At 62.9% G+C, this 23,622-nt stretch carries 21 protein-coding genes and 2 tRNA genes; 16 read left to right on the forward strand and 7 right to left on the reverse strand.

Annotation, left to right across the window (positions count from 1 at the left end):
• Positions 1-12: 12 nt before the first annotated feature.
• The 7 genes from rplT (at position 13) to LPA35_RS18105 (ending at position 5,609) form a co-directional block, all read left to right on the forward strand.
• On the forward strand, positions 13-372 hold the full coding sequence (gene rplT / locus LPA35_RS18075; protein ID WP_121420463.1) for a 50S ribosomal protein L20: 360 nt from the start codon (positions 13-15) through the stop codon (positions 370-372).
• Positions 373-483: 111 nt separating this feature from the next.
• On the forward strand, positions 484-1,536 hold the full coding sequence (pheS, locus tag LPA35_RS18080) for a phenylalanine--tRNA ligase subunit alpha (protein ID WP_228897934.1): 1,053 nt from the start codon (positions 484-486) through the stop codon (positions 1,534-1,536).
• A 125-nt stretch (positions 1,537-1,661) separates the two neighbouring features.
• On the forward strand, positions 1,662-4,109 hold the full coding sequence (pheT, locus tag LPA35_RS18085; protein ID WP_228897935.1) for a phenylalanine--tRNA ligase subunit beta: 2,448 nt from the start codon (positions 1,662-1,664) through the stop codon (positions 4,107-4,109).
• Positions 4,110-4,143: 34 nt separating this feature from the next.
• The gene (locus LPA35_RS18090) at positions 4,144-4,470 is read left to right on the forward strand and encodes an integration host factor subunit alpha (protein ID WP_035198379.1); all 327 of its coding nucleotides are present in this window, start codon (positions 4,144-4,146) and stop codon (positions 4,468-4,470) included.
• A 97-nt stretch (positions 4,471-4,567) separates the two neighbouring features.
• On the forward strand, positions 4,568-5,008 hold the full coding sequence (locus LPA35_RS18095) for a MerR family transcriptional regulator (RefSeq protein ID WP_055402676.1): 441 nt from the start codon (positions 4,568-4,570) through the stop codon (positions 5,006-5,008).
• Between the two features lie 30 nt (positions 5,009-5,038).
• Positions 5,039-5,115: transfer RNA gene (locus LPA35_RS18100), tRNA-Pro, on the forward strand.
• Positions 5,116-5,309: 194 nt separating this feature from the next.
• Positions 5,310-5,609 carry a single-stranded DNA-binding protein gene (locus tag LPA35_RS18105; protein WP_218300046.1) on the forward strand — a complete coding sequence of 100 codons (300 nt, stop codon included), beginning with the start codon at positions 5,310-5,312 and terminating at the stop codon, positions 5,607-5,609.
• 98 nt (positions 5,610-5,707) lie between these two features.
• Here LPA35_RS18105 and LPA35_RS18110 read toward each other — a convergent pair whose 3' ends face one another.
• Entirely contained in the window at positions 5,708-5,911 is a 204-nt protein-coding gene (locus LPA35_RS18110) for a hypothetical protein (protein WP_082437674.1), read from the reverse strand.
• A gap of 644 nt (positions 5,912-6,555) precedes the next feature.
• Here LPA35_RS18110 and nirB point away from each other — a divergent pair.
• From nirB to LPA35_RS18125, 3 genes are read left to right on the forward strand one after another with little or no spacing between them, the layout of a single operon-like run.
• A complete protein-coding gene (nirB, locus tag LPA35_RS18115) occupies positions 6,556-9,099 on the forward strand; it encodes a nitrite reductase large subunit NirB (protein ID WP_228897936.1) in 2,544 nt (847 codons plus the stop codon).
• A 12-nt stretch (positions 9,100-9,111) separates the two neighbouring features.
• On the forward strand, positions 9,112-9,477 hold the full coding sequence (gene nirD / locus LPA35_RS18120) for a nitrite reductase small subunit NirD (RefSeq protein ID WP_228897937.1): 366 nt from the start codon (positions 9,112-9,114) through the stop codon (positions 9,475-9,477).
• Positions 9,478-9,536: 59 nt separating this feature from the next.
• Positions 9,537-10,844 (forward strand): nitrate- and nitrite sensing domain-containing protein, encoded by a 1,308-nt coding sequence (locus LPA35_RS18125; RefSeq protein ID WP_228897938.1) that lies wholly within the window; start codon positions 9,537-9,539, stop codon positions 10,842-10,844.
• 159 nt (positions 10,845-11,003) lie between these two features.
• Here the strand turns inward: LPA35_RS18125 and LPA35_RS18130 are convergent.
• The 6 genes from LPA35_RS18130 to LPA35_RS18155 all read right to left on the reverse strand — a co-directional run bounded on the left by LPA35_RS18130 (position 11,004) and on the right by LPA35_RS18155 (position 17,760).
• Positions 11,004-11,079, reverse strand: a tRNA-Thr gene (locus LPA35_RS18130).
• An 11-nt stretch (positions 11,080-11,090) separates the two neighbouring features.
• On the reverse strand, positions 11,091-12,098 hold the full coding sequence (locus tag LPA35_RS18135) for a class 1 fructose-bisphosphatase (RefSeq protein ID WP_228897940.1): 1,008 nt from the start codon (positions 12,096-12,098) through the stop codon (positions 11,091-11,093).
• A gap of 23 nt (positions 12,099-12,121) precedes the next feature.
• Entirely contained in the window at positions 12,122-14,878 is a 2,757-nt protein-coding gene (pepN, locus tag LPA35_RS18140; protein ID WP_228897941.1) for an aminopeptidase N, read from the reverse strand.
• Entirely contained in the window at positions 14,862-15,536 is a 675-nt protein-coding gene (locus LPA35_RS18145) for an HAD family phosphatase (RefSeq protein WP_228898427.1), read from the reverse strand. Before LPA35_RS18145 ends, pepN begins: the two co-directional genes overlap by 17 nt.
• Positions 15,537-15,545: 9 nt before the next feature.
• Positions 15,546-16,650, reverse strand: a protein-coding gene (prfB, locus tag LPA35_RS18150; RefSeq protein WP_121420455.1) for a peptide chain release factor 2 whose coding sequence is annotated in 2 segments (ribosomal slippage) — positions 15,546-16,568 and positions 16,570-16,650 — 1,104 coding nt in all. Because the reading frame shifts where the segments join, the coding sequence is not laid out codon by codon here.
• A 201-nt stretch (positions 16,651-16,851) separates the two neighbouring features.
• Positions 16,852-17,760: an alpha/beta fold hydrolase gene (locus LPA35_RS18155; RefSeq protein WP_228897943.1), complete on the reverse strand. Its 909-nt coding sequence runs from the start codon at positions 17,758-17,760 to the stop codon at positions 16,852-16,854.
• 319 nt (positions 17,761-18,079) lie between these two features.
• Here LPA35_RS18155 and LPA35_RS18160 point away from each other — a divergent pair, with 319 nt between their 5' ends.
• The 6 genes from LPA35_RS18160 to LPA35_RS18185 all read left to right on the forward strand — a co-directional run bounded on the left by LPA35_RS18160 (position 18,080) and on the right by LPA35_RS18185 (position 23,621).
• Positions 18,080-19,084 carry an AraC family transcriptional regulator gene (locus tag LPA35_RS18160; RefSeq protein WP_228897945.1) on the forward strand — a complete coding sequence of 335 codons (1,005 nt, stop codon included), beginning with the start codon at positions 18,080-18,082 and terminating at the stop codon, positions 19,082-19,084.
• 189 nt (positions 19,085-19,273) lie between these two features.
• A complete protein-coding gene (gene andAc, locus LPA35_RS18165) occupies positions 19,274-20,554 on the forward strand; it encodes an anthranilate 1,2-dioxygenase large subunit AndAc (RefSeq protein ID WP_055402630.1) in 1,281 nt (426 codons plus the stop codon).
• A 12-nt stretch (positions 20,555-20,566) separates the two neighbouring features.
• Positions 20,567-21,052, forward strand: coding sequence for an anthranilate 1,2-dioxygenase small subunit AndAd (gene andAd / locus LPA35_RS18170; RefSeq protein WP_228897946.1), 486 nt, complete (start codon positions 20,567-20,569; stop codon positions 21,050-21,052).
• 32 nt (positions 21,053-21,084) lie between these two features.
• Positions 21,085-21,408: an anthranilate 1,2-dioxygenase ferredoxin subunit AndAb gene (gene andAb, locus LPA35_RS18175; RefSeq protein ID WP_228898428.1), complete on the forward strand. Its 324-nt coding sequence runs from the start codon at positions 21,085-21,087 to the stop codon at positions 21,406-21,408.
• Between the two features lie 44 nt (positions 21,409-21,452).
• On the forward strand, positions 21,453-22,664 hold the full coding sequence (locus tag LPA35_RS18180; RefSeq protein WP_370641463.1) for an ABC transporter substrate-binding protein: 1,212 nt from the start codon (positions 21,453-21,455) through the stop codon (positions 22,662-22,664).
• Between the two features lie 36 nt (positions 22,665-22,700).
• On the forward strand, positions 22,701-23,621 hold the full coding sequence (locus tag LPA35_RS18185) for a branched-chain amino acid ABC transporter permease (RefSeq protein WP_228897953.1): 921 nt from the start codon (positions 22,701-22,703) through the stop codon (positions 23,619-23,621).
• The last annotated feature ends 1 nt before the right edge of the window (position 23,622 follow it).

Genomic DNA, 23,622 nt, shown 5'->3' on the forward strand with positions numbered 1-23,622 from the left:
AGGAGTACATACATGCCTCGCGTCAAACGTGGTGTAACGGCCCGTGCCCGTCACAAGAAAGTTCTCGCCCTTGCCAAGGGCTTCCGTGGTCGCCGCGGTAATGTCTACCGTATCGCCAAACAGGCGGTAATGAAGGCTGGGCAATATGCCTACCGTGACCGCCGCACCAAGAAGCGCGTGTTCCGCCAGTTGTGGATCGCCCGTATCAACGCCGCTGCCCGTGAACTGGGCCTGACCTACAGCCAGTTCGCCAACGGCCTGAAGAAGGCATCCATCGAGATCGACCGCAAGATGCTGGCCGACCTCGCCGTGCACGACAAGGCTGCCTTTGGCAGCATCGTGAACCAAGTCAAGGCCAAGCTGGCTGCTTGAGATCACGATGAGCGGCTATCGTTCTGATAGCTGCTTGCGCAATAACAGCAAGGGCTAGAGCTTGAAAAGGCGCTAGCCCTTGTTTATTTTTCACGAGCGATAAAGAGTCGTATGAACGAGTTGGATTCCCTGGTCGAGAGCGCGACGCAACTGTTTGCCCAAAGCGCCACCCCCGCTGATCTGGAAAACGCCAAGGCGCAGTTTCTGGGCAAGTCGGGCCGCGTGACCGAGCTGATGAAGGGCATGGCGCAGCTGTCCGTCGAGGAAAAAAAATCCCGTGGCGCAGCCATCAATGTGGCCAAGCAAGCCATTGAAGCCGCACTGACCGCACGGCGCCAGGCGCTGGCCGACGCAGAATTGCAGCTTCAGCTCAAGGCCGAGGCATTGGATGTGAGCCTGCCAGGCCGCCAGCGCGGGCAGGGTGGTCTTCACCCGGTGTCCCTCACGCTCGAACGCATCCAGGGCATCTTTGGCTCCATGGGTTTTGACGTCGCCGAAGGCCCCGAGATCGAAACCGACTGGTTCAACTTCACCGCATTGAATACGCCGGAAGACCACCCTGCGCGGTCCATGCATGACACGTTTTATGTCGAGGGCGGCACTGCCACTGCCCCCAACCTGCTGCGCACGCACACCAGCCCCATGCAGATCCGCCACGCGGTGCAGCATGTCAAAAAGCACCGTGCCGCGCTGGATGCCGGCCAAGCGATGCCCGAGATCCGCGTCATTGCGCCGGGCCGCACCTACCGGGTGGACAGTGACGCCACGCACTCGCCCATGTTCCACCAGTGCGAAGGCCTGTGGGTTGGCGAAAACGTGAGTTTCAAGGATCTGAAGGTCATCTTCACGGATTTTTGCCGCACGTTCTTCGAGAGTGACGACCTCGTGCTGCGCTTCCGTCCCAGCTTCTTCCCCTTCACGGAGCCCAGCGCCGAGATCGACATCCAGTTCCAGACGGGCCCATTGGCCGGCCGTTGGCTGGAGGTGGCAGGCTCGGGCCAGGTGCACCCCAACGTGGTGCGCAACATGGGCCTCGACCCCGAAAAGTACATCGGCTTCGCCTTTGGCATGGGACCGGACCGCCTGACCATGTTGCGCTATGGCGTGAACGACCTGCGCCTGTTCTTCGACGGCGACATTCGTTTCCTGTCGCAGTTCCAATAAAGCAAAAAAGTGAGCTGCTAGCGCTTGATTTCAATGGGTTTCATCGCCTTTTGACATTGAAATAAAGAACAGACAAGCGCAAGCAGCTATTTTTTTCAGAGCAAACGCCAAAGAATCTCTTCACTATGCAATTCCCTGAGTCCTGGTTGCGCGAATTTTGCAACCCACCGCTGACCACCCAAGAACTGGCCGACACGCTGACCATGGCGGGTCTGGAAGTTGAAGAATTGCGGCCCGTGGCGCCGCCTTTCACGAAAATTGTGGTCGGCGAAATCAAGGAAGCCGTTCAGCACCCGGACGCCGACCGCTTGCGCGTGTGCCAAGTGGACGTGGGGCAGGGGGCCTTGCTGAATATCGTGTGTGGTGCTCCCAACGCCCGTGTGGGCATCAAGGTGCCTTGTGCGCTGGTGGGGGCCGAACTGCCGCCGGGTGACGACGGCAAGCCGTTCCTCATCAAGGTGGGCAAGCTGCGCGGTGTGGAAAGCCAGGGCATGTTGTGCTCGGCGCGCGAACTCAAGCTGTCCGAGGACCATGGCGGTTTGCTCGAACTCGATGCTTCTGCGCCGGTGGGCCAGGACATCCGTGAACACTTGAACTTGGATGACACGCTGTTCACCCTCAAGCTCACGCCCAACCTGGCGCATTGCCTTAGCGTCTATGGGATTGCGCGCGAAGTGTCCGCACTGACCGGGGTGCCGCTGCAGCAACCCTCGTTCCCCGCCGTTGTTACCAAGCTTGCCGACCGGTTGCCGGTCAAGGTGAGCGCTCCTGACCTGTGCGGCCGCTTCTCCGGCCGCATCGTGCGCAACGTGAACACGCGGGCTGCCACGCCCCAATGGATGCTGGATCGCCTGGCCCGTTGCGGCCAGCGTGGTGTGTCGCCGTTGGTGGATATCTCCAACTACGTGATGTTTGAGCTGGGGCGCCCGTCTCACATTTTTGATCTGGACAAGATCCACGGCGGCCTGGATGTGCGCTGGGGCAAGCCCGGTGAACAGCTCAAGCTGCTCAACGGCAACACCATCACCGTGGACGACAAGGTGGGTGTGATCGCCGACGACAGCCAAGTCGAGTCGCTGGCCGGCATCATGGGCGGCGACGCCACGGCAGTTTCCGACGATACCCAGCACATTTACATTGAGGCCGCCTTCTGGTGGCCCAAGGCGGTGGCAGGGCGCTCGCGCCGCTTCAACTTCTCGACCGACGCAGGCCATCGCTTTGAGCGGGGTGTGGACCCGAGCCTGACGGTGGAGCACATTGAGCGCATCACACAGCTTGTGATTGATATCTGCGGTACGCCTGACACGGTATGTGGCCCCATGGATGATCAGGCGGTGAATCTGCCGGTACCCCGGCCGGTCGCACTGCGTGTCGCACGTGCGGCCAAGGTCATCGGTATGCCCCTCACCCAGGCGCAATGCGCTGATGCATTGCAGCGTCTGGGGCTGCCCGTGGTGCAGGGCGAGGGTACGCTCACCGTCACGCCACCGTCGTTCCGGTTCGACATCACGATCGAGGAAGACCTGATCGAAGAAGTTGCGCGCATGGTGGGTTACAACAACCTCCCCACCACCCCACCGCTGGCGCCCATTACGCCCAAGTTGCCGGCCGAGGCCACGCGCAGCCCGTTTGCGGTGCGCCGTTCATTGGCAGGCCTGGGGTACCAGGAGACGATCAACTTCAGTTTTGTGGAAGAGCGTTGGGAGCACGAACTGGCCGCCAACACACAACCCATCAAGCTGCTGAACCCCATTGCAAGCCAGATGAGCGTGATGCGCTCTACCTTGCTGGGTTCTCTGCTACAAGTTTTGAAGTTCAACCTGGACCGCAAAGCACAGCGTGTGCGGATGTTCGAATTGGGCCGCGTGTTCCTGCGCGACGCGAGTGTGCGCAACACGGACACCACCGTGGAAGGCTTTCATCAGCCTATGCGAGTGTCAGGCCTGGCGTATGGCCCGAACGACACCTTGCAATGGGGCCGCAAAGAGCAGGCTATCGACTTCTTTGACGTGAAGGGCGATCTGGAGGCGCTCCTGGCGCCTGTGCAGGCCATGTTTGAGCCTGCGATCCATCCTGCCATGCACCCGGGCCGGTGTGCGCGCGTGCTGGTGAATGGGCGTGCCATTGGTTTTGTGGGCGAGTTGCACCCTCAGTGGCGCCAGTCGTGGGATTTGCCACAGGCGCCTGTGATGTTCGAGCTGGAGCTGGACGCTGTACTGCAACGCGTAGTGCCACAGTTCAAACCGGTCGCCAAGCATCAGGCCGTCGAACGAGACAGGGCCGTGATTGTGGCCGAACGCGTGACGCACGACGACATCATCTCGGTAGTGCAGCAGGCGGTGCCCGGCGGTATGTTGCGCTCGGCGGTGCTGTACGACGTGTACCGCCCCAAGCCTCTGCGCGAAGGCGAAGAAGTACCGGCCGGCGGCCTTGCGCAGGGTGAGAAGAGCGTCACAGTGCGCTTGACCTTGGCTCGTGACGAGGCGACCCTGACCGAGGCTGAGATTGAGGCGGCCGTACAGGCCGTCGCTGATCAGCTGGTGCTGCGCACCGGTGCGCGACTACGTGTTTGATGACAACGATATTGCCCAAAAGGGGAGTGACGCCATGATCGAATTTGCCGTCGAAAGCCTGGAGACCCCAGCGCTGACCAAGGCGCAGCTGGCCGATCTGCTGTTCGACCAAATCGGCCTGAACAAGCGCGAGTCCAAGGACATGATCGATGCGTTCTTTGACCTGATCTCCCAGAGCCTTGTGGAGGGCAAGGATGTCAAGTTGTCGGGCTTCGGCAACTTTCAGATTCGGACCAAGGCTCCACGACCTGGTCGTAATCCGCGCACGGGCGAGGCCATTCCGATCAAAGCACGCCGGGTCGTGACGTTTCATGCCAGCAGCAAGCTCAAGGAGCAGATCCAGACGGCCGCTGCCTCGTGAATTTGTGCGCTTTTTGTGACCAGAATGTTGCCGATGGCTGGCGGTCTGTGCGCGTCTGCAGTACGCTAGTCGGCTGTTCGGTTTGAATCCACAACCCATGGGCACCCCGCTTCCTTCCATCCCTGCCAAGCGCTACTTCACGATTGGTGAGGTAGCGGAGTTGTGTGGCGTCAAGCCCCATGTTTTGCGCTATTGGGAGCAGGAGTTCACGCAGTTGCGTCCCATGAAGCGGCGCGGCAATCGGCGCTATTACCAGCACCATGAGGTGTTGATGATCCGCCGCATCCGCGATCTGCTGTACGACCAGGGGTTCACGATCAGTGGTGCACGCAATCGTCTGCAGGAGCTTGCGCATCCGGCCCGCGATGATTCCGGAACCGACGCTGCATTGAATGGTGATGGCCTGGATTCCCAGATGCCCAGCATGCTGGTGGATAGCGCGCGTGACCTTTCCATCGAGGCGATGGGGTTCACCCTGGACTCCAATGCGGTGCGCAAAGAATTATTTGAGATTCGTGCGCTGCTTTCTCTGAACTGAGGTTTTTTGTGCATATAATCTAAGTCTTGTCGGCGTGTAGCGCAGCCTGGTAGCGCACTTGCATGGGGTGCAAGGGGTCGCGAGTTCGAATCCCGCCACGCCGACCATTGATAGCAAAAGCCCAGAATCGAAAGGTTCTGGGCTTTTTTGCTTGAGAGGGCGCTCAGAGGTATCCCTGAATGATTTGTGCCATGCCTCCTGACCGCTGCACTCTTAGGGCTTGTTGTGCGGGCTGGCCGCCAGGGAGCGCGCTGTGTGCTGATCGAAAACAGGTGATGGCCCGCCGGGGCGGAGGACTTTCATGATCGATGGACTCGTGGCCGGAAGGCTTTACGGTGATTCCGAGCAGCGTACCGACAAGGCTGGAAAGCCTTTCACTGTGGCCAAGGTGCGTGCAAACACGGCGGATGGCGAGTTGCTTTTTGTGAATGTGATTGCGTTTGAGGTGGGTGTTTGCGCTGCCATTCATCACCTGCGCGATGGGGATTCACTCGCGCTTTCGGGCAGCATCACACCGAGAGTCTGGACGGACAAGCAGGGCAACACCCGGCCTGCATTGGACATGGTGGCGCACCGTCTGCTTGCGCTCCACGGAGATTGAAACAGGACGCTGCTGAGTGGCGGACCTGAAGCGGGGCAACGGTGTATCCCTGTGGGTTTGGGCAACCGGCTTCAGGCGCTTGTGGGGCACCGCAGATATCAAGTCGGGCTTTGTGGCATGGATGTGGTTTTTATAAATCCCAGCGCTTTGAGTTCTTCTTCGTCCAGATGCAGCTCCGTCAATTCCGGTTGCCGTGCCTCCACGGCACGCCTGCGTTCGTAGTTGCTGGGAGGGCCTTTTTCTGTTTGTCGGCGGTCCTGCCCGTTGCGTCTGTCGGTGTTGACTCTCCGGTCGGTGTTCATACTGGTGCTCATGCTGGTGGGGTCATGGGTATTGATGGGGGCTGGGGCTGTCGGTGCTTCATGAACGTGATGCTCGGTGGTTGTCAGTCGCCTCCGTCCTGCCGTGCCAGTCTGCCGGAGCTCGCTTTGTTTGGAAATGAAAAGATGACCGCAAGGCAAGGTGGGTTGCAAGGGTGACACTGCAGATGCCTTGGTGAATCGGAAGATTCCAAGGTGTCCACCGCCCAAGCCTTTGCCAAAGCCTGGCGACTCCAGTCCTTGCAGCTCGCTACCGGTATGGGTGATTGCCCTGATTTGGTGAGGTGCTGCACTGCATTGATGCATTCCGCCACCGGGCGGTACTCCAGAGAACGATCCGGTCAGCCCTACCTGGTCCGCCCACAGGGGCTTGGCATGGCCTCGGATGGTGCGGCATGAATATTGCGATCCCCTTCCGTGTCTGCTGGTGAAGCTGCCTGCGGACTGATCGATACCCTCCGCTAATGATGGCGGAACACCCGAGTGAGTTGCGGCTTTTTTTGCAGTCGCCCGCTTGGTAGTTCCAACCCACGCCCGTGGTTCCGCGGAGGGTGTGCTGTGCCGCTGGCATGGCACATCCTGCACCCCTCGAAACGGTTCCCCGGGTTCTTGCAGGATGAGCAAGCATGAAAATCGTTCTCATTGGCCACGGCATGGTCGGCCACAAGTTCCTCGAAAGTCTGGCCGAAACCGGCATGACTGGTGTCGAGGTCACCGTGCTGTGCGAGGAGCCGCGCCCTGCCTACGACCGGGTGCATCTGTCGGCCTTCTTCAGTGGCACCTCGGCCGATGAACTTTCGCTGGTCGAACCCGGCTTCTTCGAGCGCACCGGCTTCACGTTGCGCCTGGCCGCGCGCGCTGCATCGGTGGACCGTCGCATCCGCACCGTGACCACGGCGGATGGCGAAGTGCTCACCTACGATAAGCTGGTGTTGGCCACCGGCTCCAATCCCTTCGTGCCCCAGGTGTCCGGACGCGACCGCGATCACTGCTTTGTCTACCGCACCATCGAGGACCTGGAGGCCATGCAGGCCTCGGGTGCCAAATCGAAGACCGGCGTGGTCGTGGGCGGGGGGCTGCTGGGCCTGGAATGCGCGAAGGCGCTGCGCGACATGGGCCTCGAAACCCATGTGGTCGAGTTCGCTCCCAGGCTCATGGCTGTTCAGGTGGATGAGGGCGGGGGCCGCGTGCTGCGCGCCAAGATCGAAGAACTGGGCGTGCAGGTGCACACCGGCCGCAATACGCAGGAGATCACCGATGGCGCCCGCGCACGCCACCGCATGGTGTTTGCTGACGGCACCTGGCTGGAGACCGACATGATCGTGTTCTCCGCTGGCATCCGCCCACGTGACGAGCTGGCGCGCCAAAGCCTGCTGGCCATTGGCTCGCGCGGCGGTGTGGCCATTGACAGTGCCTGCCGTACCAGCGACCACGATGTCTACGCCATCGGCGAATGCGCCTCGTGGAACGAGCAGACCTTCGGCTTGGTCGCGCCCGGCTACGACATGGCGCGTGTGGCCGCCCGCCACATCGCGGGTGAGACCGACGCGGCTTTCGTCGGTGCGGACATGAGCACCAAGCTCAAGCTCATGGGCGTGGACGTAGCCAGCATTGGCGACGCGCATGGGAAAACGCCGCACAGCCGCACCTGCCAGTACGTGGACGAGCGTCGCCAGGTCTACAAAAAGATCGTCATCAGCGAGGATGGCAAGCAGCTGCTGGGCGCCGTGCTGATCGGCGATGCGTCCGAATACGGCACGTTGCTGCAGATGGCCCTGAACGGCATCACGCTGCCCGATGACCCCGAGTTCCTGATTTTTCCGTCCAGCGACGGCAAGGCCAAGCACGGATTGGGCGTGGAGGCCCTGCCCGACACGGCACAGATCTGCTCGTGCAACAACGTCACCAAGGGTGGCATCTGCGAAGCCGTGGGCAATGGGGCGTGCACCATTGCCGAGATGAAGGCCTGCACCAAGGCGGGTGCCACCTGCGGCGGCTGCGTGCCCCTGGTCACCCAGGTCATGAAGGCGGAAATGGCGCGCCGTGGCATGGCCGTGAACAACCACATCTGCGAGCACTTCGCTTACTCGCGCCAGGAGATCTACCACCTGGTGCGTGTGGGCCAGATCAAGAGCTTCGAGGACCTGCTGGCAAAGCATGGCAAAGGCATGGGCTGCGATATCTGCAAGCCCGTGGCGGCCAGTGTGTTCGCCTCGTGCTGGAACGAATTTGTGCTCAAGAAGGAGCTGGCCGGCCTGCAGGACAGCAACGACTACTTCCTGGGCAACATCCAGAAGGACGGCACCTACTCGGTGGTGCCACGCATGCCCGGTGGCGAAGTCACACCCGACGGCCTGATCGCCGTGGGCCAGGTGGCTAAGAAATATGGGCTGTACACCAAGGTCACGGGCGGTGCGCGCGTGGACATGTTTGGTGCGCGGGTGGAGCAGTTGCCGTTGATTTGGGAAGAGCTGATCGCCGCCGGTTTTGAATCCGGCCACGCCTACGGCAAGTCGCTGCGCACCGTGAAGAGCTGTGTGGGCTCCACGTGGTGCCGCTACGGAGTGCAGGACAGCGTGGGCTTGGCCGTGGAGCTGGAGAACCGTTACAAGGGCCTGCGTGCCCCGCACAAGATCAAGTTCGGCGTGTCGGGCTGCACGCGCGAATGCGCCGAGGCGCAGGGCAAGGACATTGGCGTCATTGCCACTGAAAAGGGCTGGAATCTCTACATCTGCGGCAACGGTGGCATGAAGCCACGCCACGCCGAGCTGTTTGCCTCCGACCTGACGAAGGAAGAACTGGTGCGCATGATCGACCGCGTGCTGATGTTCTACGTGCGCACGGCAGACCGGTTGCAGCGCACAAGCACCTGGCGCGAAAACCTCGAAGGGGGCCTCGACTATCTCAAGGACGTGCTGCAAAAAGACAGCCTGGGCCTGTGCGCCGAGCTTGAATCGCAGATGCAAAACGTGGTGAACACCTACCAGTGCGAGTGGAAGGCGGCCGTGACCGACCCCGAGACGCGCAAGCGCTTCCGCTCGTTCGTGAACAGCGACCAGGCCGATGAGAACGTGCTCTTCGTCGAAGAGCGCGGCCAGATCCGCCCGGCGCGCGCCGATGAGCGTGGCCCTGTGTCGGCCAGAGTGATCCCCATCCGCCAGGCGGCCTGAAAGGAATAGACCATGAGTGCACTCCCCATGAACAGCACCGATTCCCTCGACTGGACCGACATCTGTGCGGTGGATGACATCCTCCCCAACACCGGCGTCTGCGCCCTGGTCGCCGATCTCCACGTGGCGGTTTTCCGCACTGGCAGCGACCAGTTCTTCGCCATTGACAATGTGGATCCCAAGTCAGGCGCCAGTGTGCTGTCGCGCGGGCTGATCGGCAGCCTGAGCGGCCGCGTGGTGGTGGCTTCACCGCTGTACAAGAACCACTTTGACCTGCAGACGGGCGAATGCCTGGAAATGCCGGAGCATTCGGTTCGCACCTACAGCGTGCGTGCCGTACGTGGTCGTGTCAGCGTGGCTGGCGCGCCGGCAGCCTGACACAATCGCATCCACGTCGCGGCACTCCGGCTGCGCCCTAAACAACCCAGGAAACCTGCATGCCCGACCTCGCGGCGCCCTTGTCCGTATCGAACCTTGTCCTGCGTTCCAAGCAACTGGAGATTGATGCTGTGCGCCATCTGGCCAGTCGGGCTGAACTGGTGGATGTGATCGGGCAACTGATCCAGGGCCTGCAGCGCGAGCGGGGCGCGTCAGGGGCCTTCCTGGCCTCCAAGGCAAAGCGTTTTGCCGACATGCGCCTGCGGGTGGTCGAAGAGGTGGGCCCCTTGGAGGCCCGGCTGCGTGAAGTGTTTGCTCAGCACATCGAGCCTGCACAGGGCGCCACTGCCAAGGCGCTGTCGCTGATGGCATGGGCGCTGCTCGGGATGGAGTCGTTGCCAGCGCTGCGCACCCAGATCGAACGCCAGGCAATGAGTGCCAACGATTCTGTCGCCGCATACAGCCACCTCATTGCAGGGCTGATCGAGTTGGTCTTCCATGTAGCCGATGCGGCGGGTTTGCCCAGCGTGTCTCGCCTGCTGGTGGCGTTGCTGCACCTCGTGCAAGCGGAGGAGGAGGCGGGCCAGGAGCGGGCTTTGGGAGCCTTGCTGTATGCCTCCGGCCGCAGCAACGAAGCGCACCAGCAGCGTGTGATTCACCTCATCGATGCGCAGGAGCGTAGCCTGCGTGTCTTCGCCGAGTTCGCCGAGCCAGAACTGCGCGTGCGATGGGAGCAACAACAGCTATCTCCCGGTGTGGCCAAGTTGGAGCGCTTGCGCCGAACGCTGTGTGTGGCTCGGCCAGACGCTGCGCTGGACGGCGATCTCAGTGACATCTGGTTCGATGTTTGTTCCGAGCGCATCAATGCGCTGTGGCACCTCCAGGTCGATTTGGTCAAACGCTTGCGGGCGGACTGCGAGGCGCGCATCCTCGAAGCTCAGCAAGACCTTCAGGACTCCAAAGGCCTGCTGCGCGGACTGCGCGACAACCCGCCGCAGCGTACGCATGCCGTGGATCGGTTTTTTGACATGGCACTGGCGCCCACTGTAGTGCCAGCACCTCCGGGTGGCGCCCAAGCGGGGGAACCCGCATCTCTCATGGAGCTGCTGCAGACCCAGACGGCCCGTATGGCCAGCATGGAAGCGGAGCTGGATGCTGCGCGCCGCACGCTCAACGAGCGCAAGGTCATAGAGCGCGCAAAAGGAGTGTTGATGGCCCGACTTGGCATGAACGAGGAGGTCGCCTTCAGGGTGTTGCAAAAAACCTCGATGGACCAGAACCGCCGCCTGCTGGAGGTGGCTGAGGCCACGTTGTCGCTGCCGGACCTCGCATTCGCGCAACAGGGGCAGAGGGATCCCAAGCCCTGACCTTGGCTGGGCGCAGGATGATTGCGAGCCCTGCCTGGTCTTGTCGGTGGCGTTGCTGACCGGTGTCACAACGTTTACGCCACGATGTAGTGCGACAAGGATTTGCGCAGCAAGCGCAGGCAAAAAGCCCCTGACTCTTGCGAATCAGGGGCTTTCGTTTGGTGCCGGAGAGATGAATCGAACACCCGACCTTCTCATTACGAATGAGCTGCTCTACCGACTGAGCTACACCGGCTTAGCCTCGAATTATAGCGTGGAATGGTAGCTGGTCACGCGCTCGACCTCATTTTTTGAGCCGAGGATCACGCTGACGCGCTCATGGAGCTGGGTGGGCTGGATGTCGAGGATTCGTTGCTTGCCGTTGGTAGCGGCGCCGCCAGCTTGCTCGACGAGCCAGCCCATGGGGTTGGCTTCATACATCAGGCGCAGCTTGCCGGGCTTGTTGGGCTCGCGCTTGTCCCAGGGATACATGAAGACGCCGCCACGGGTCAGGATGCGGTGCACATCGGCCACCATGCTGGCAATCCAGCGCATGTTGAAGTCCTTGCCGCGCGGGCCGTCCTTGCCCTGCAGGCATTCGTCGATGTAGCGCTTCACGGGCTCGTCCCAGTGGCGCATGTTGCTCATGTTGATCGCAAATTCCTTGGTGTCCTCGGGAATGCGCACGTTTTCTTCGGTCAGCACGAAGGAGCCCTGTTCGCGGTCGAGTGTGAACATGGCTACGCCATCGCCCACGGTGAGCACCAGCGTGGTCTGCGGGCCGTAGATGCAGTAGCCTGCGGCCACTTGCCGGGTGCCGGGCTGCAGGAAGTCGCCTTCCTCCACGCCGCGGTCACCATCGGGCTTTTTCAGTACGCTGAAGATGGTGCCGATGCTCACGTTCACGTCGATGTTGCTGGAGCCGTCCAGGGGATCGAACAGCAACAGGTATTCGCCTTGCGGGTAGCGGTTGGGCACCAGGTAGATTCCGTCCATTTCCTCGGACGCCATGGCCGCCAGGTGGCCGCCCCATTCGTTGGCTTCGATCAGCACCTCGTTGGCGATGATGTCGAGCTTTTTCTGGATCTCGCCCTGCACGTTTTCGCTGCTGGCCGTGCCCAGCACGCCGCCCAGCGCGCCTTTGTTCACGGCGTGGCTGATGCTCTTACAGGCGCGTGCCACCACTTCCAGGAGCAGGCGCAGTTGCGAGGGGATGAGTCCGTCCACCCGTTGCTGTTCAACAAGGTAGCGGGTCAGGCTGATGCTTTTTGCCATGTCAGTCTCTTCTCGGTCGTGGTTTATTCGGCGAGTGCGCGGGTCACCACCTCGCGCACGTCGTTGGACAGATCCGGCTTGGCGGCTACGCGGGCAATGGCTTCGCGGGCGGCGCTGCGCCAGGGGTCTGCCAGCTTCTTCCAGCGGTCGAGCGCGCGCGCGAGGCGGGCAGCGACCTGCGGGTTGATGGCGTCCAGCTCGATCACACGGTCGCTCCAGAACACGTAGCCTGCGGCATCCGACCGGTGGAAGGCGCCGGGGTTTGCACTGCAGTAGCTGAAGATCACGCTGCGTGCGCGGTTGGGGTTCTTCAGGCTGAAGTCTGGATGCGCCATGAGCTGGCGCACTGCGGGCAGCACGTTGCCGCCACGGTCGGGCGCACCGGCCTGCAGCGCAAACCACTTGTCGATGACCAGGGGCTCGTCCTTGAACAGCGTATGGAAGCGGGCGAGGGCGGGTGTGGCCAGTTCGCTGCCGCTGGCCACCAGGGCAGTCAGGGCGTTGAAGCGGTCCGTCATGTTGGTGGCCACCTTGAAGCGTTGGTACGCCTTGCCGGGCCAGACCACGTCGCCCGTCTTCTGCGCGGCGATGCACAGCATGTGCAGCGCCAGCCCGCTGAGTGCGCGGCGGCCCGAGGACACAGGATCGGGGCTGTAGCCACCGGTGTCCTGGTTCTGCTCCCAGGCCGCTTCCCAGTCGGCCTGCAGCGACAGGGCCAACTGCTCGCGCATGGCGTCACGCACGGCATGGATGCGCTGTGGATCCACCACCGCCAGCTGCTCTGCAATGTAGGTTTCGGATGGCAGCGTGAGCACCAGCTCCTTGAAAGCCGCGTCGAGCGCTGGGTTGCGCAGCACGCTGCGCATGGCATCCACAAATTCCGCAGCAAGAATTTGATGGTCAAATTGGCCGCTAGCGCTTGTTCCCATTGCGCTATCAGCTATTGCATTGATAGCGGTGCGAAGCGCAAGGCGTTGCCCTGCTTCCCAGCGGTTGAAGGCGTCGGCGTCGTGCGCCAGCAGAGTGAGCAACCGCGCATCGGTGTAGTCGATGTCCAGCACCACCGGGGCGCTGAAACCGCGCAGCAGCGACGGCACCGGCTCGGCGTCCAGGTTGGTGAAGGTTAGGGTCTGCGATGCCTCGGTGAGCACCACCACGCGCGAGGTGGTGGGGGCTGCGCCTTCTGCAGCGCCGTCACCCGCGAGGTGCAAGGGCAGGGCGGCACCGGTGGTGGCATCGATCAGGCCCAGCTCGACCGGGATGACGAAAGGCTGCTTCTCGCTTTGGCCGGGCGTAGGGACACAGCTTTGCGACAGTGTGAGCGCATAGCAGCGCGTGGCCGCGTCGTAGCGGCCCGTGGCGCGCACGCGGGGCGTGCCGGCCTGGCTGTACCAGCGCTTGAACTGGGCCAGATGCTGCGTGAGCGGGCTGCCTGGGTTGGCATCGGCGATGGCCTGCACAAAATCGTCGCAGGTCACGGCCTGGCCGTCGTGGCGCTCGAAGTACAGCTTCAAACCCTTGGCAAAGCCTTCGCGGCCTACCAGGTTGTGCTGCATGCGCACCACTTCCGCACCCTTTTCGTAGATGGTGACGGTGTAGAAGTTGTTGATCTCGACGTAGCTGTCGGGCCGCACCGGGTGGGCCATGGGGCCCGCGTCTTCGGGGAACTGGGCGGTGCGCAGCACGCGCACGTCTTCGATGCGCTTGACGGCACGGGCAGAGGGGCTGCCCGCCAGGTCCATGCTGAACTCCTGGTCGCGGAAGACCGTGAGGCCTTCCTTCAGGCTCAGCTGGAACCAGTCGCGGCAGGTGACGCGGTTGCCCGTCCAGTTGTGGAAGTACTCGTGGCCCACCACGCTTTCGATGTTGGCGAAGTCGGTGTCGGTGGCAGTTGATTCGCTCGCCAGAACGTACTTCGTGTTGAAGATGTTCAGGCCCTTGTTCTCCATCGCGCCCATGTTGAAGTCGCTGGTGGCAACGATCATGAAGCGTTCCAGGTCCAGCGGCAGGCCGAAGCGGGCTTCGTCCCAGGCCACGCTGTACATCAGCGAGTTCATGGCGTGTTCGGTCTTGCCCAGATCGCCGGGGCGCACGTAGACCTGCAGCAGGTGGTCGGCGCCCGAGCGGCTCTTGATCTTCTGCTCGCGCGCCACCAGCTTGCCCGCCACCAGGGCGAACAGGTAGCAGGGCTTCTTGTGCGGGTCCACCCACTGGGCAAAGTGTCGGCCGTCTTCCAGGTCGCCGCTGTCCACCAGGTTGCCGTTGCTCAGCAGCACCGGGTACTGGGCCTTGTCGGCGCGCAGCGTGACGGTGTAGCTGGCCATCACGTCCGGGCGGTCCAGGAAGTAGGTGATGCGGCGAAAGCCCTCGGCCTCGCACTGCGTGAAGAAGGTGCCCTGGCTCACGTACAGGCCCATGAGCTGCGTGTTCTTGGCGGGGCAGCAGGTGGTGAAGATTTCGAGCGCAAAGGGCTCGGAGCCTTCAGGCAGGTTCTCCAGCACCAGGCGCGCGCCTTCCATCTTGAACGAGGTGCCCTGGCCGTTGACCAGCACACGTGCCAGGTTCAGGTCATCGCCATCGAGCTTGAGCGGCTGCGCCGCCACGTCGGGGTTGCGGCGCAGCGTCATGCGGTTGAGCACGCGGGTCTTGTTGGGGTCCAGGTCGAAGGTCAGCTCGACGCTGTCGATCCAGTAGGCGGGGGCCTTGTAGTCCTCGCGGCGGATGGCGGCGGCCGGGCCTGCGCCGTCTCCGCTTCCGTCTGCGCTATGCAGTTGCAACATGGATGCTCTCCAGAAAGTCGGTGTTCATGAGTTCGGTGTAGTCGCGCACGGCAGCCAGCACATGGGGCCCGGCCAGTTGTTCGGGCGTGTGGGTGCTGCAGATGGCCACGGCGCGCATGCCGGCGCGGCGTGCGGCCTCAATGCCAAAAGGCGCGTCTTCAAAAACGATGCAGTGCTCGGGGGCTGCCGCAATGCGGCGTGCCGCCTCCAGAAAGATGGCGGGCTGGGGCTTGCCAGGCAGGCCCTCGTCGCCGCGCACGATGGCCTGTGGGGCCGGTTCCAGGTCCAGGTGGCCCAGAGCGAATTCCACATTGCCGATGTCGCCCGCAGTACCCACGGCCACCTTGAGCCCGCGCGCGCGCACCTGGGTTGCGAACTGGCGAAAACCCGCCACTTCAGAAAAGCGGGGGGCGAACAGTTCGCGGTAGATGGTTTCCTTTTCGTGCGTGAGCGCGTCGGCCTCGTCTTGCGACACGGGGCGCCCCAGCAGCTCCACGATGCACTCGGTGCCGTTGCGGCCCGTGGTGCGTGCCATGAGATCGGGCACGTCAATGTCCATGCCACGGCGGCGTGCAAACTCGACCCACGCCTGGGCGTGCCAGGGCATGGAGTCGATCATGGTGCCGTCCATGTCGAAGATGATGGCGTCGGTGCGCATCCGCATCGCTTAGACGCCTTGCTTCAACGAAGCTTCGATGAAGGCGTCCAGGTCGCCATCGAGCACCTTCTGCGTGGCCGAGATTTCGACGTTGGTGCGCAGGTCCTTGATGCGGCTGTTGTCCAGCACGTACGAGCGGATCTGGTGGCCCCAGCCCACATCGGTCTTGGTGTCTTCCAGCTTTTGCTGCTCTTCCTGGCGCTTGCGCATCTCGTGGTCGTACAGGCGCGAACGCAGGCGTTGCCAGGCGATGTCGCGGTTGCCGTGCTGGCTGCGGCCGTCCTGGCACTGCACCACGATCCCCGTGGGAATGTGCGTCAGGCGCACGGCCGAGTCGGTCTTGTTGATGTGCTGGCCGCCCGCGCCGGATGCGCGGTAGGTGTCGGTGCGCACATCGGCCGGGTTGATGTCGATCTGGATCGAGTCATCAATCTCGGGGTAGACGAACAAACTGGCAAAGCTGGTGTGGCGGCCGCCCGACGAGTCGAAGGGGCTCTTGCGCACCAGGCGGTGCACGCCGGTTTCGGTGCGCAGCAGGCCATAGGCGTATTCGCCCTCAACTTTGATCGTGGCGCTCTTGATGCCGGCCACGTCGCCCGGGGTTTCTTCCTCGACCGTGGTCTTGAAGCCCTTGCGTTCGGCGTACTTGAGGTACTGGCGCAGCAGCATGCTCGCCCAGTCGCAGGCCTCGGTGCCGCCGGCGCCGGCCTGGATGTCCACAAAGCAGTTGAGCGGGTCGGCCTCGTTGCTGAACATGCGGCGGAACTCCAGCTCTTCGATCAGCGGGCGCAGCTTGGCGGTTTCGGCCTCGATGGTCATGAGGCCCGGCTCGTCGCCTTCCTCCTTGCTCATCTCATACAGCTCGGCGTTGTCGGCCAGCTCGCGCGTGAGCTTGTCGAGCGTGACGACCACACTGGAGAGAGACTTTTGTTCTTTGCCCAGCTCCTGGGCCTTCTTGGGGTCGTTCCAGACCGCAGGGTCTTCTAGCGATGCGTTTACCGTGCGCAGGCGTTCAAATTTGGCATCGAAGTCAAAGATACCTCCGTAACTCTTGCGTGCGCAGAGCCAGGTCGCTGAGGGTGGTGCCGATAAGGTTGATACGTTCTGCGTCCATGATTCTTGTCCTGAGTGTTCGGTGGAATAACCCGCGATTTTCTCATGGGATGGGCCACGGCCCCCTCAATGCCCCCTGGCTGGGCAACTGGACTGACAGAGGGCTTGCCAAACGGAGAATCTGTGGGGACAAAATTTCAAAAATGATAGCTGCTGGCGCTTGTTGGGTAAGCGCTAGCGGCCAATTGGGCTCAAATTCGGGCTACGCTTCGTTCAGGAACTGCTCCATGAGCTGCGCCACCTGCTCGGGCTGGTCGTGGTGCAGCATGTGGCCCGCGTCTGCGACGACAGCGGTGCGGCAGTTGCGCACATGGGTCAGGCGCTGGTGGTATTCGTCCAGCGTGTACCGGCCGTTCCACCACTGGCCCAGGCTGTCGCCGCTGGCCTCTATGGCCAGCACGGGGGCGGTAATGCGCTCGTAGATGGCCAGGGCTTCGTCCACGCGATACAGCTGGGCGCTGGTGATCTTGTGCGCAGGGTCGCCCAGGATCTCCCACAGGCCCTGCGCGTTGGGTCGAGCCCAGTGCTGGGCCAGCCATTGCGCCTTGTCTTCCGACAGTCGCGGGTTGGTCTTCATGAGGCGGCGCGCCACGCCATCGGCGCTGTCGTAGGTCTTGAGGTCCTTGTTGCCCTGGTGCAGCTGCTTGATTTCGTCGATCCATTGCGCATAGCGCGTGGGCGCCTGCGCGGGCCGCGTGGCGGGCAAGCCGAAGCCTTCGAGGTTGACCAGCTTGCGCACGCGTTCGGGCCGCACACCGGCGTACATCATGGCCACGTTGCCGCCCATGCTGTGGCCAACGAGGTCGATGGCCTCGCCGGGTGCGTAGTGGTCCAGCAGCAGGTCCAGGTCGGCCAGGTAGTCGGCAAAAAAGTAATGGTCGGCCTGCGCGCTGGACGTGAGCCCGAAGCCGCGCCAGTCGGGCGCGATGATGCGCCGCTCTTGCTGCAGCGCGTCCACCGTGAACTGGTAGGAGGCGCTCACGTCCATCCAGCCGTGCACCAGCACCAGCGTGGGCAGATCGCTCTGCTCAGGGCCCCAGTGGCGGACGTGGTAATCGAGGTGGCGCAATGGCAGCGTGCTGCTGCGGGAGGGCTTGAGGGCTTGGTACATGGAGAGAAGGGCAGAGCGGTCAGTGTGGGGTGGGGCTGCGCAGGTGGCTGCAAAGCACGCATCCGGTGTGGCGGCAATGTTACGTCGGGTGCCAGCCAGCCGTGGGGCGGGGCCTGTCGCCTAGGTGGCTCAAGGTAGTGAGGGCTGCGCAGGCAGCGAAAGCCAGGGAGCGCGATGGGATGTGCCCCTCCAGGCAAAGGGCCTGCAACGGACAAAGGACGGATAAGACCCCTTGGGTATGGAAATTGCTGTTTTGACGCATATCAAGCAGCGCATCGTCGAATGTGCTGCGCCTATTCCCACGAAGAGGTCTTATCCGATGGCGTCCCCGTCTGCCTTGTCTCTGGACCTGTCCGCCCTGCAGCGGCGGCCGGTGTTCACCTCGGACGCGCGGGTGGATTCCCATGATCTGGTGGCCCGCGAGTTTTCGGACCACGGCCTGAAATGGTGCAGTGGTGCGGTGGACACTGCGTTGTCCAAGGTGCGCATCCGCCAGTTGCAGATGTTCATGCTGCAATACGGTGCAGAGGTGGAAATCCGCCCGCGCCCTTTCGATGATTTTGTCCTGGTGCATCTGTCGCTGTCGGGCGTGGCCGAGATGGTGTCGGATGGGGTACCGATCCGCCTGCCTGCGGGGGCCGCTGCGCTCATCGCGCCGCGCCGCGACCTGCACATGCGCTGGCAGCAGGGCGCGCGCCAGCTCATCCTCAAGGTGCCGTGCCAGTTGTTGAGGGCCTGGGCACCCGAATCTCTGCAGAACGACACCCGTTTTGTGCACCCCATCGTTGCGCTGTCCTCGGTGCAGGGGCAGCAGTGGCATTTTCTGATGCAGTCCCTGCTGCACGTGAGCCAGCAGACGGTGGAGAGCGCAGCCCATGTGCGCTGGGTGGATCACATGGAGAGTAGTGTGGCGCTGTTCCTTGCATCGTGTGCGCACGGCATGCCGGTACCTATGCAGCCTACGGTGCCACAGATCGAACTGCCTTCCAGTGCCGCTGCCGCAGGCGACCCGCGCCGCCTGGAGCGGCTGGATGACTACATGCGCAGCCGCCTCAGCGCCCCCGTGGCGCTGGAAGACCTGGCGCGTGCCGCTGGCGTGAGCGTGCGCGGGCTGAACATGCTGTGCCAGCGCCACCATGGCGAGTCCCCCATGGTGCTGTTGCGCAACCGCCGACTGGACGCCGTGCGTGCGCGGCTGCTGGAGCAGCCGGGCCACTGCGTGACAGATACCGCGCTGGAATTTGGCTTTGGCCACTTGGGCCGCTTTTCGAGCTACTACCGAGAGCGCTTCGGCGAGCTGCCGAGCCAGACGGCTGGCGCGTAGTTTCACTGGCCACCACGACTGCTGCAGTCGCCTGCGTGGCGCAGGGGCTGCCGCATGCTCCGGCGTTGCACAACTCGCATCAGATTTGCAAGAACCGGACAGGCATTGCGCGCACTGTGCCGATACTGGATAGCGCGAGTGTGCTTCGATTTTTAGCATGGAGGTATCCCCATCCAAGAGGTGTTGCCCATGTCTGAAATCCCGGTTGTTGAAGTCGCACCACCCGCCTCGCTGAAGGCCCAGCGTCAGGTGTTTTTCCCGCAGCCTGATGGCTCCAACGTGCCGTACCGGGTGTTCAGCGCGCAAGAGGTCTATGACCGCGAGCAGGAGCGCATCTTCCGTGGCCCCGTGTGGAGCTTTCTGGGCCTGGAGGCTGAGATCCCCAATGTGGGTGACTTCAAATCCACGTTCATTGGCGATACGCCCGTGGTGGTCACCCGCACCCCTGAAGGCCTTTCGTGCTGGGTCAACCGCTGCGCGCACCGTGGCGCCATGGTGTGCCGCGAAAAGCGCGGCAATGCCGCCAGCCACACCTGCGTGTACCACCAGTGGAGCTTTGCGGCCAATGGCGACCTGCAGGGTGTGCCGTTTCGCCGGGGCCAAAAGGGCATGGTGGGCATGCCCAAGGACTTCAAGCCCGAAGAACACAACCTGCACAAGCTGCGCGTGGACAGCTACAAGGGGCTGCTGTTTGCCACCTTCAGCGGCGAAACCCCACCACTGCCTGACTACCTGGGCGCCGAGATGCGCCCATGGATCGACCGAATCTTCCACAAGCCCATCGTCTACCTGGGCTGCACGCGGCAGTACTCCAAGTCGAACTGGAAGCTGTACTTCGAGAACGTGAAGGACCCGTACCACGCGAGCCTGCTGCACCTGTTCCACACCACCTTCAACATCTTCCGCGTGGGGATGAAGGCGCGCTCGATCCCCGATGCGAACCATGGCCTGCACAGCATCATCACCGTGACCAAGCCTGAGGTGGAGACGGATACCGCTGCGGCCTACAGCGCGCAGAACATCCGCTCGATGGACGAAGGCTTTGCGCTCGAAGACCCGACGCTGCTGGGGCAGATCAAGGAGTTCGATGAGATGACCACCAACCACATCCAGCCCATCTTTCCCCAGCTGGTGGTGCAGCAAATCCACAACACGCTGGTGGCGCGCCAGTTGCTGCCCAAGGGGCCCAGCAACTTCGAGCTGGTGTTTCACTTTTTTGGCTACGAGGACGACACGCCCGAGATGCGCGAGCTGCGCCTGCTGCAGGCCAACCTGGTGGGGCCTGCGGGCTATATCTCGATGGAAGACACCGAGGCCACCGAGCTGGTGCAGCGGGGCACGGTGCGCGATGGCGACAAGCACTCCTACATCGCCATGGCGCGCGAGGCGCCAGACCAGCAAGACACCGTCATCACCGAAAACCTGATCCGCCGCTTCTGGGTGGGCTACCAGAAGCTGATGGGCTATTGAGGAACCACCGAGATGACACCACAACTACAACGACTGCAACTGTGGACCGAGCTGCTGGAGCTGCAGCACCGCTATGTGAGCGCGCTGGACACCAACCGGCTGGAAGACTGGCCTGGCTTTTTTGTGGAGGACTGCCGCTACGAAATCATCCCCAAGGAGAACTTCGATGCGGGTTTTCCTGCGCCCATCGTGTACTGCCGCAACGCCGGCATGTTGCGCGACCGTGTGCTCTCCCTGCGCCACGCCAACATCTTTGAGGACCATGCCTATCGCCACGCCACGTCGGGCCTGGTCATCACCAGTGTGGAGGACGGCGTGGTGCGCACGCAGTCGAGCTACATCGTGGTGATCACCGGCCAGGCCGGTGATTCCACCGTGTACCAGGCGGGCACCTACCTCGATGAGGTGGTGCAACACGAAGGCGAGTGGCGCTACCGCAGCAAGCGGGTGGTGTACGACACCTTGCGCGTACCCACCTTGTTGGCCACCCCCATCTGAGATCCACCATGCAAACAACCACAGACATTGAAATCACCGGGCGCACCTGCGCCGCCTGGCACGACGTGGGCGAACCCGATGACTTCCCGGACGGCGCCGTCTGGCCCGTGGTGGTGGGCGGACTGCCCGTGGCGGTGTTCCGCGAAGGAGAGGGCTTGTACGCCCTGTACGACCTGTGCACCCACGGTGCCGCCAAGTTGTCCGATGGCTACGTGGAAGACGGCTGTGTGGAATGCCCCTTGCATCAGGGCACCTTTGACATCCGCACGGGCGCTCCCTGCAAGGCACCGGTCACCGAAGCGGTGCGCACGTTCCCGGTGCGCGTGGTGGCGGGGCGGGTCGAGGTGGGCGTGTAGTGCACACCGATTTTCTTTTGAACGTTGTTAGACAAGGACTGAAGATGTCTCTCACATTTCGCTCATCCTCTCGCGTGCACGTTGTGGCACGCCTGACGGCTCTGGTGGCCCTGGCGGCCTGCAGCTGCGTATCTGCGATTGCGCAGTCCGGCCCCATCAAGGTCGGCATGGCGCTCGATATCTCGGGCCCATTTGCAGGCCCCGGTGCCGAGGCGCGTGACGGCTTTGCCCTGGCGATCAAGCAGCTCGGGGGCAAGCTGGGCGGCCAACCGGTCGAGTTTGTGCAAACCGACATGGCCGGCAGCCCCGACCAGGCCAAGCAGCTGGTGGACCGCTTTGTGCAGCGCGAGAAGATCGACCTTTTCACCGGCCCCATCGCGTCGAACGTGGCGCTGGCGGTGGCGCCTTCGCTGTTCGCGGCCAAGGTGCCTTACCTCTCGAACAACGCCGGTCCCAGCCAGCTCGCAGGCGCCCAGTGCAACGCGTATTTCTTCGGCACGGCCTACCAGAATGACCAGTTCCACGAGGCAGCTGGGCAGTTTGCTGCCGATCAGAAATTTGGCCGCATGGTGGTGATGGCGCCCAACTACCCGGCGGGCAAGGACGGCGTCACCGGCTTCAAGCGCAAGTACAAGGGCCAGATGGCCGACGAGATCTACACCAAGGTCGGGCAGATCGACTACGCCACCGAACTTGCCCAGCTGCGCGCGGCCAAGCCTGATGCGGTGTATTTCTTTTTGCCAGGTGCCATGGGCATCAACTTCATCAAGCAGTTTGTGGGCGCAGGCCTGTCCAAGGACATCACGCTGGTCACCAGCGGTTTTTCGGCCGACGAAGACATCATCGGTGCGGTGGGCGAACCGATGTTGGGCCTGTTCAACACCACACACTGGGCGCATGACATGGACAACGCGCCCAACAAGGCCTTTGTGTCGGCTTTCCGCAAGGAGTACGGCGGCCGCTATCCGTCCATCTACGCAGCCCAGGCTTATGACGTGATTGCCGCCATGGACGCCGCTGTGAAGGCCGTGGGCGGCAAGGTGAGCGACAAGGAGGCTCTTATCAAGGCCTTTGCCAAGGCGCAGTTTCCCTCGGTGCGTGGCACGTTCCGATACGCCAACAACCACTTCCCGGTGCAGAACTTCTACCTGCGCACCATCGGCAAGAACGCTGAAGGCCGTGTGACCAACAAGACCATCAAGACGGTGCTGGAGAACTACGGCGATGCCTATGCCAGCCAGTGCCCGTTGAAGTGATCGTTGGCAGCCCACTTGAACAGGCCCTTGCGCACCATGAATCCGATACTTGTCTTCGAGCAGTTGCTCAACGGCGCGGGCTATGGGCTCATGCTGTTCCTCATCGCTGCGGGCCTCACGCTGGTCTTCGGCATCATGGACGTGATGAACCTGTCGCATGGCTCGCTGTTCATGGTGGGGGCCTATGTGGCGGCCACCGTGCATGTGCAAAGCGGCTCGCTGGCAGGCGCCGTGCTGGTGGCCATAGCGGCCACGATGCTGGTGGCGGTGCTGCTGGAGGTGACGCTGATGCGCCGCCTGTATGGGCGTGACCACCTGGCCCAGGTGCTGGCCACGTTCGGCGTGATTTTGGTGGCCGACGATGCCGTAAAGATGGTGTGGGGCCCGTCCCCCATCATGGCCCCCACGCCCACAGCCCTGGCGGGGCCGGTGGAGCTGTTTGCCGGGCTGCCTTACCCCTCGTACCGCCTGGTGGTGCTGGGCGCAGGGGTGTTGGTGGCAGGGCTTTTGTACCTACTGGTCAACCACAGCCGCGTGGGCATGCTGGTGCGGGCGGGGGCATCCGACCGGTGGATGGCCGAGCTGATGGGCGTGCGCGTCAAGCGCGTGTTCAGTGGCATCTTTCTGCTGGGTGCTGCACTGGCCGCACTGGCTGGTGCGCTGATGGGACCCATCATGGCCGTGCAGGTGGGCATGGGTGAGTCCATTTTGATTCCTGCGCTGGTGGTCATTGTCATCGGCGGCATTGGCTCGGTGCGGGGCGCCTTTGTGGCCGCGCTGCTGGTGGGCCTGGTGGACACCATTGGCCGAGCCTTCCTGCCGCTGCTGCTGCGCGCCACCTTGCCGCCCGCCGTGGCTGCCGACCTGGGGCCGCTATGTGCCGAGGTGGCCATGTACGCGCTGATGGCCGCAGTGCTGTCTTTTCGCCCTGCGGGGCTGTTTTCTGCCAAGGGCTGAG

Source organism: Acidovorax sp. Leaf73 (assembly GCF_916855635.1).
GTDB lineage: Bacteria > Pseudomonadota > Gammaproteobacteria > Burkholderiales > Burkholderiaceae_C > Acidovorax > Acidovorax facilis.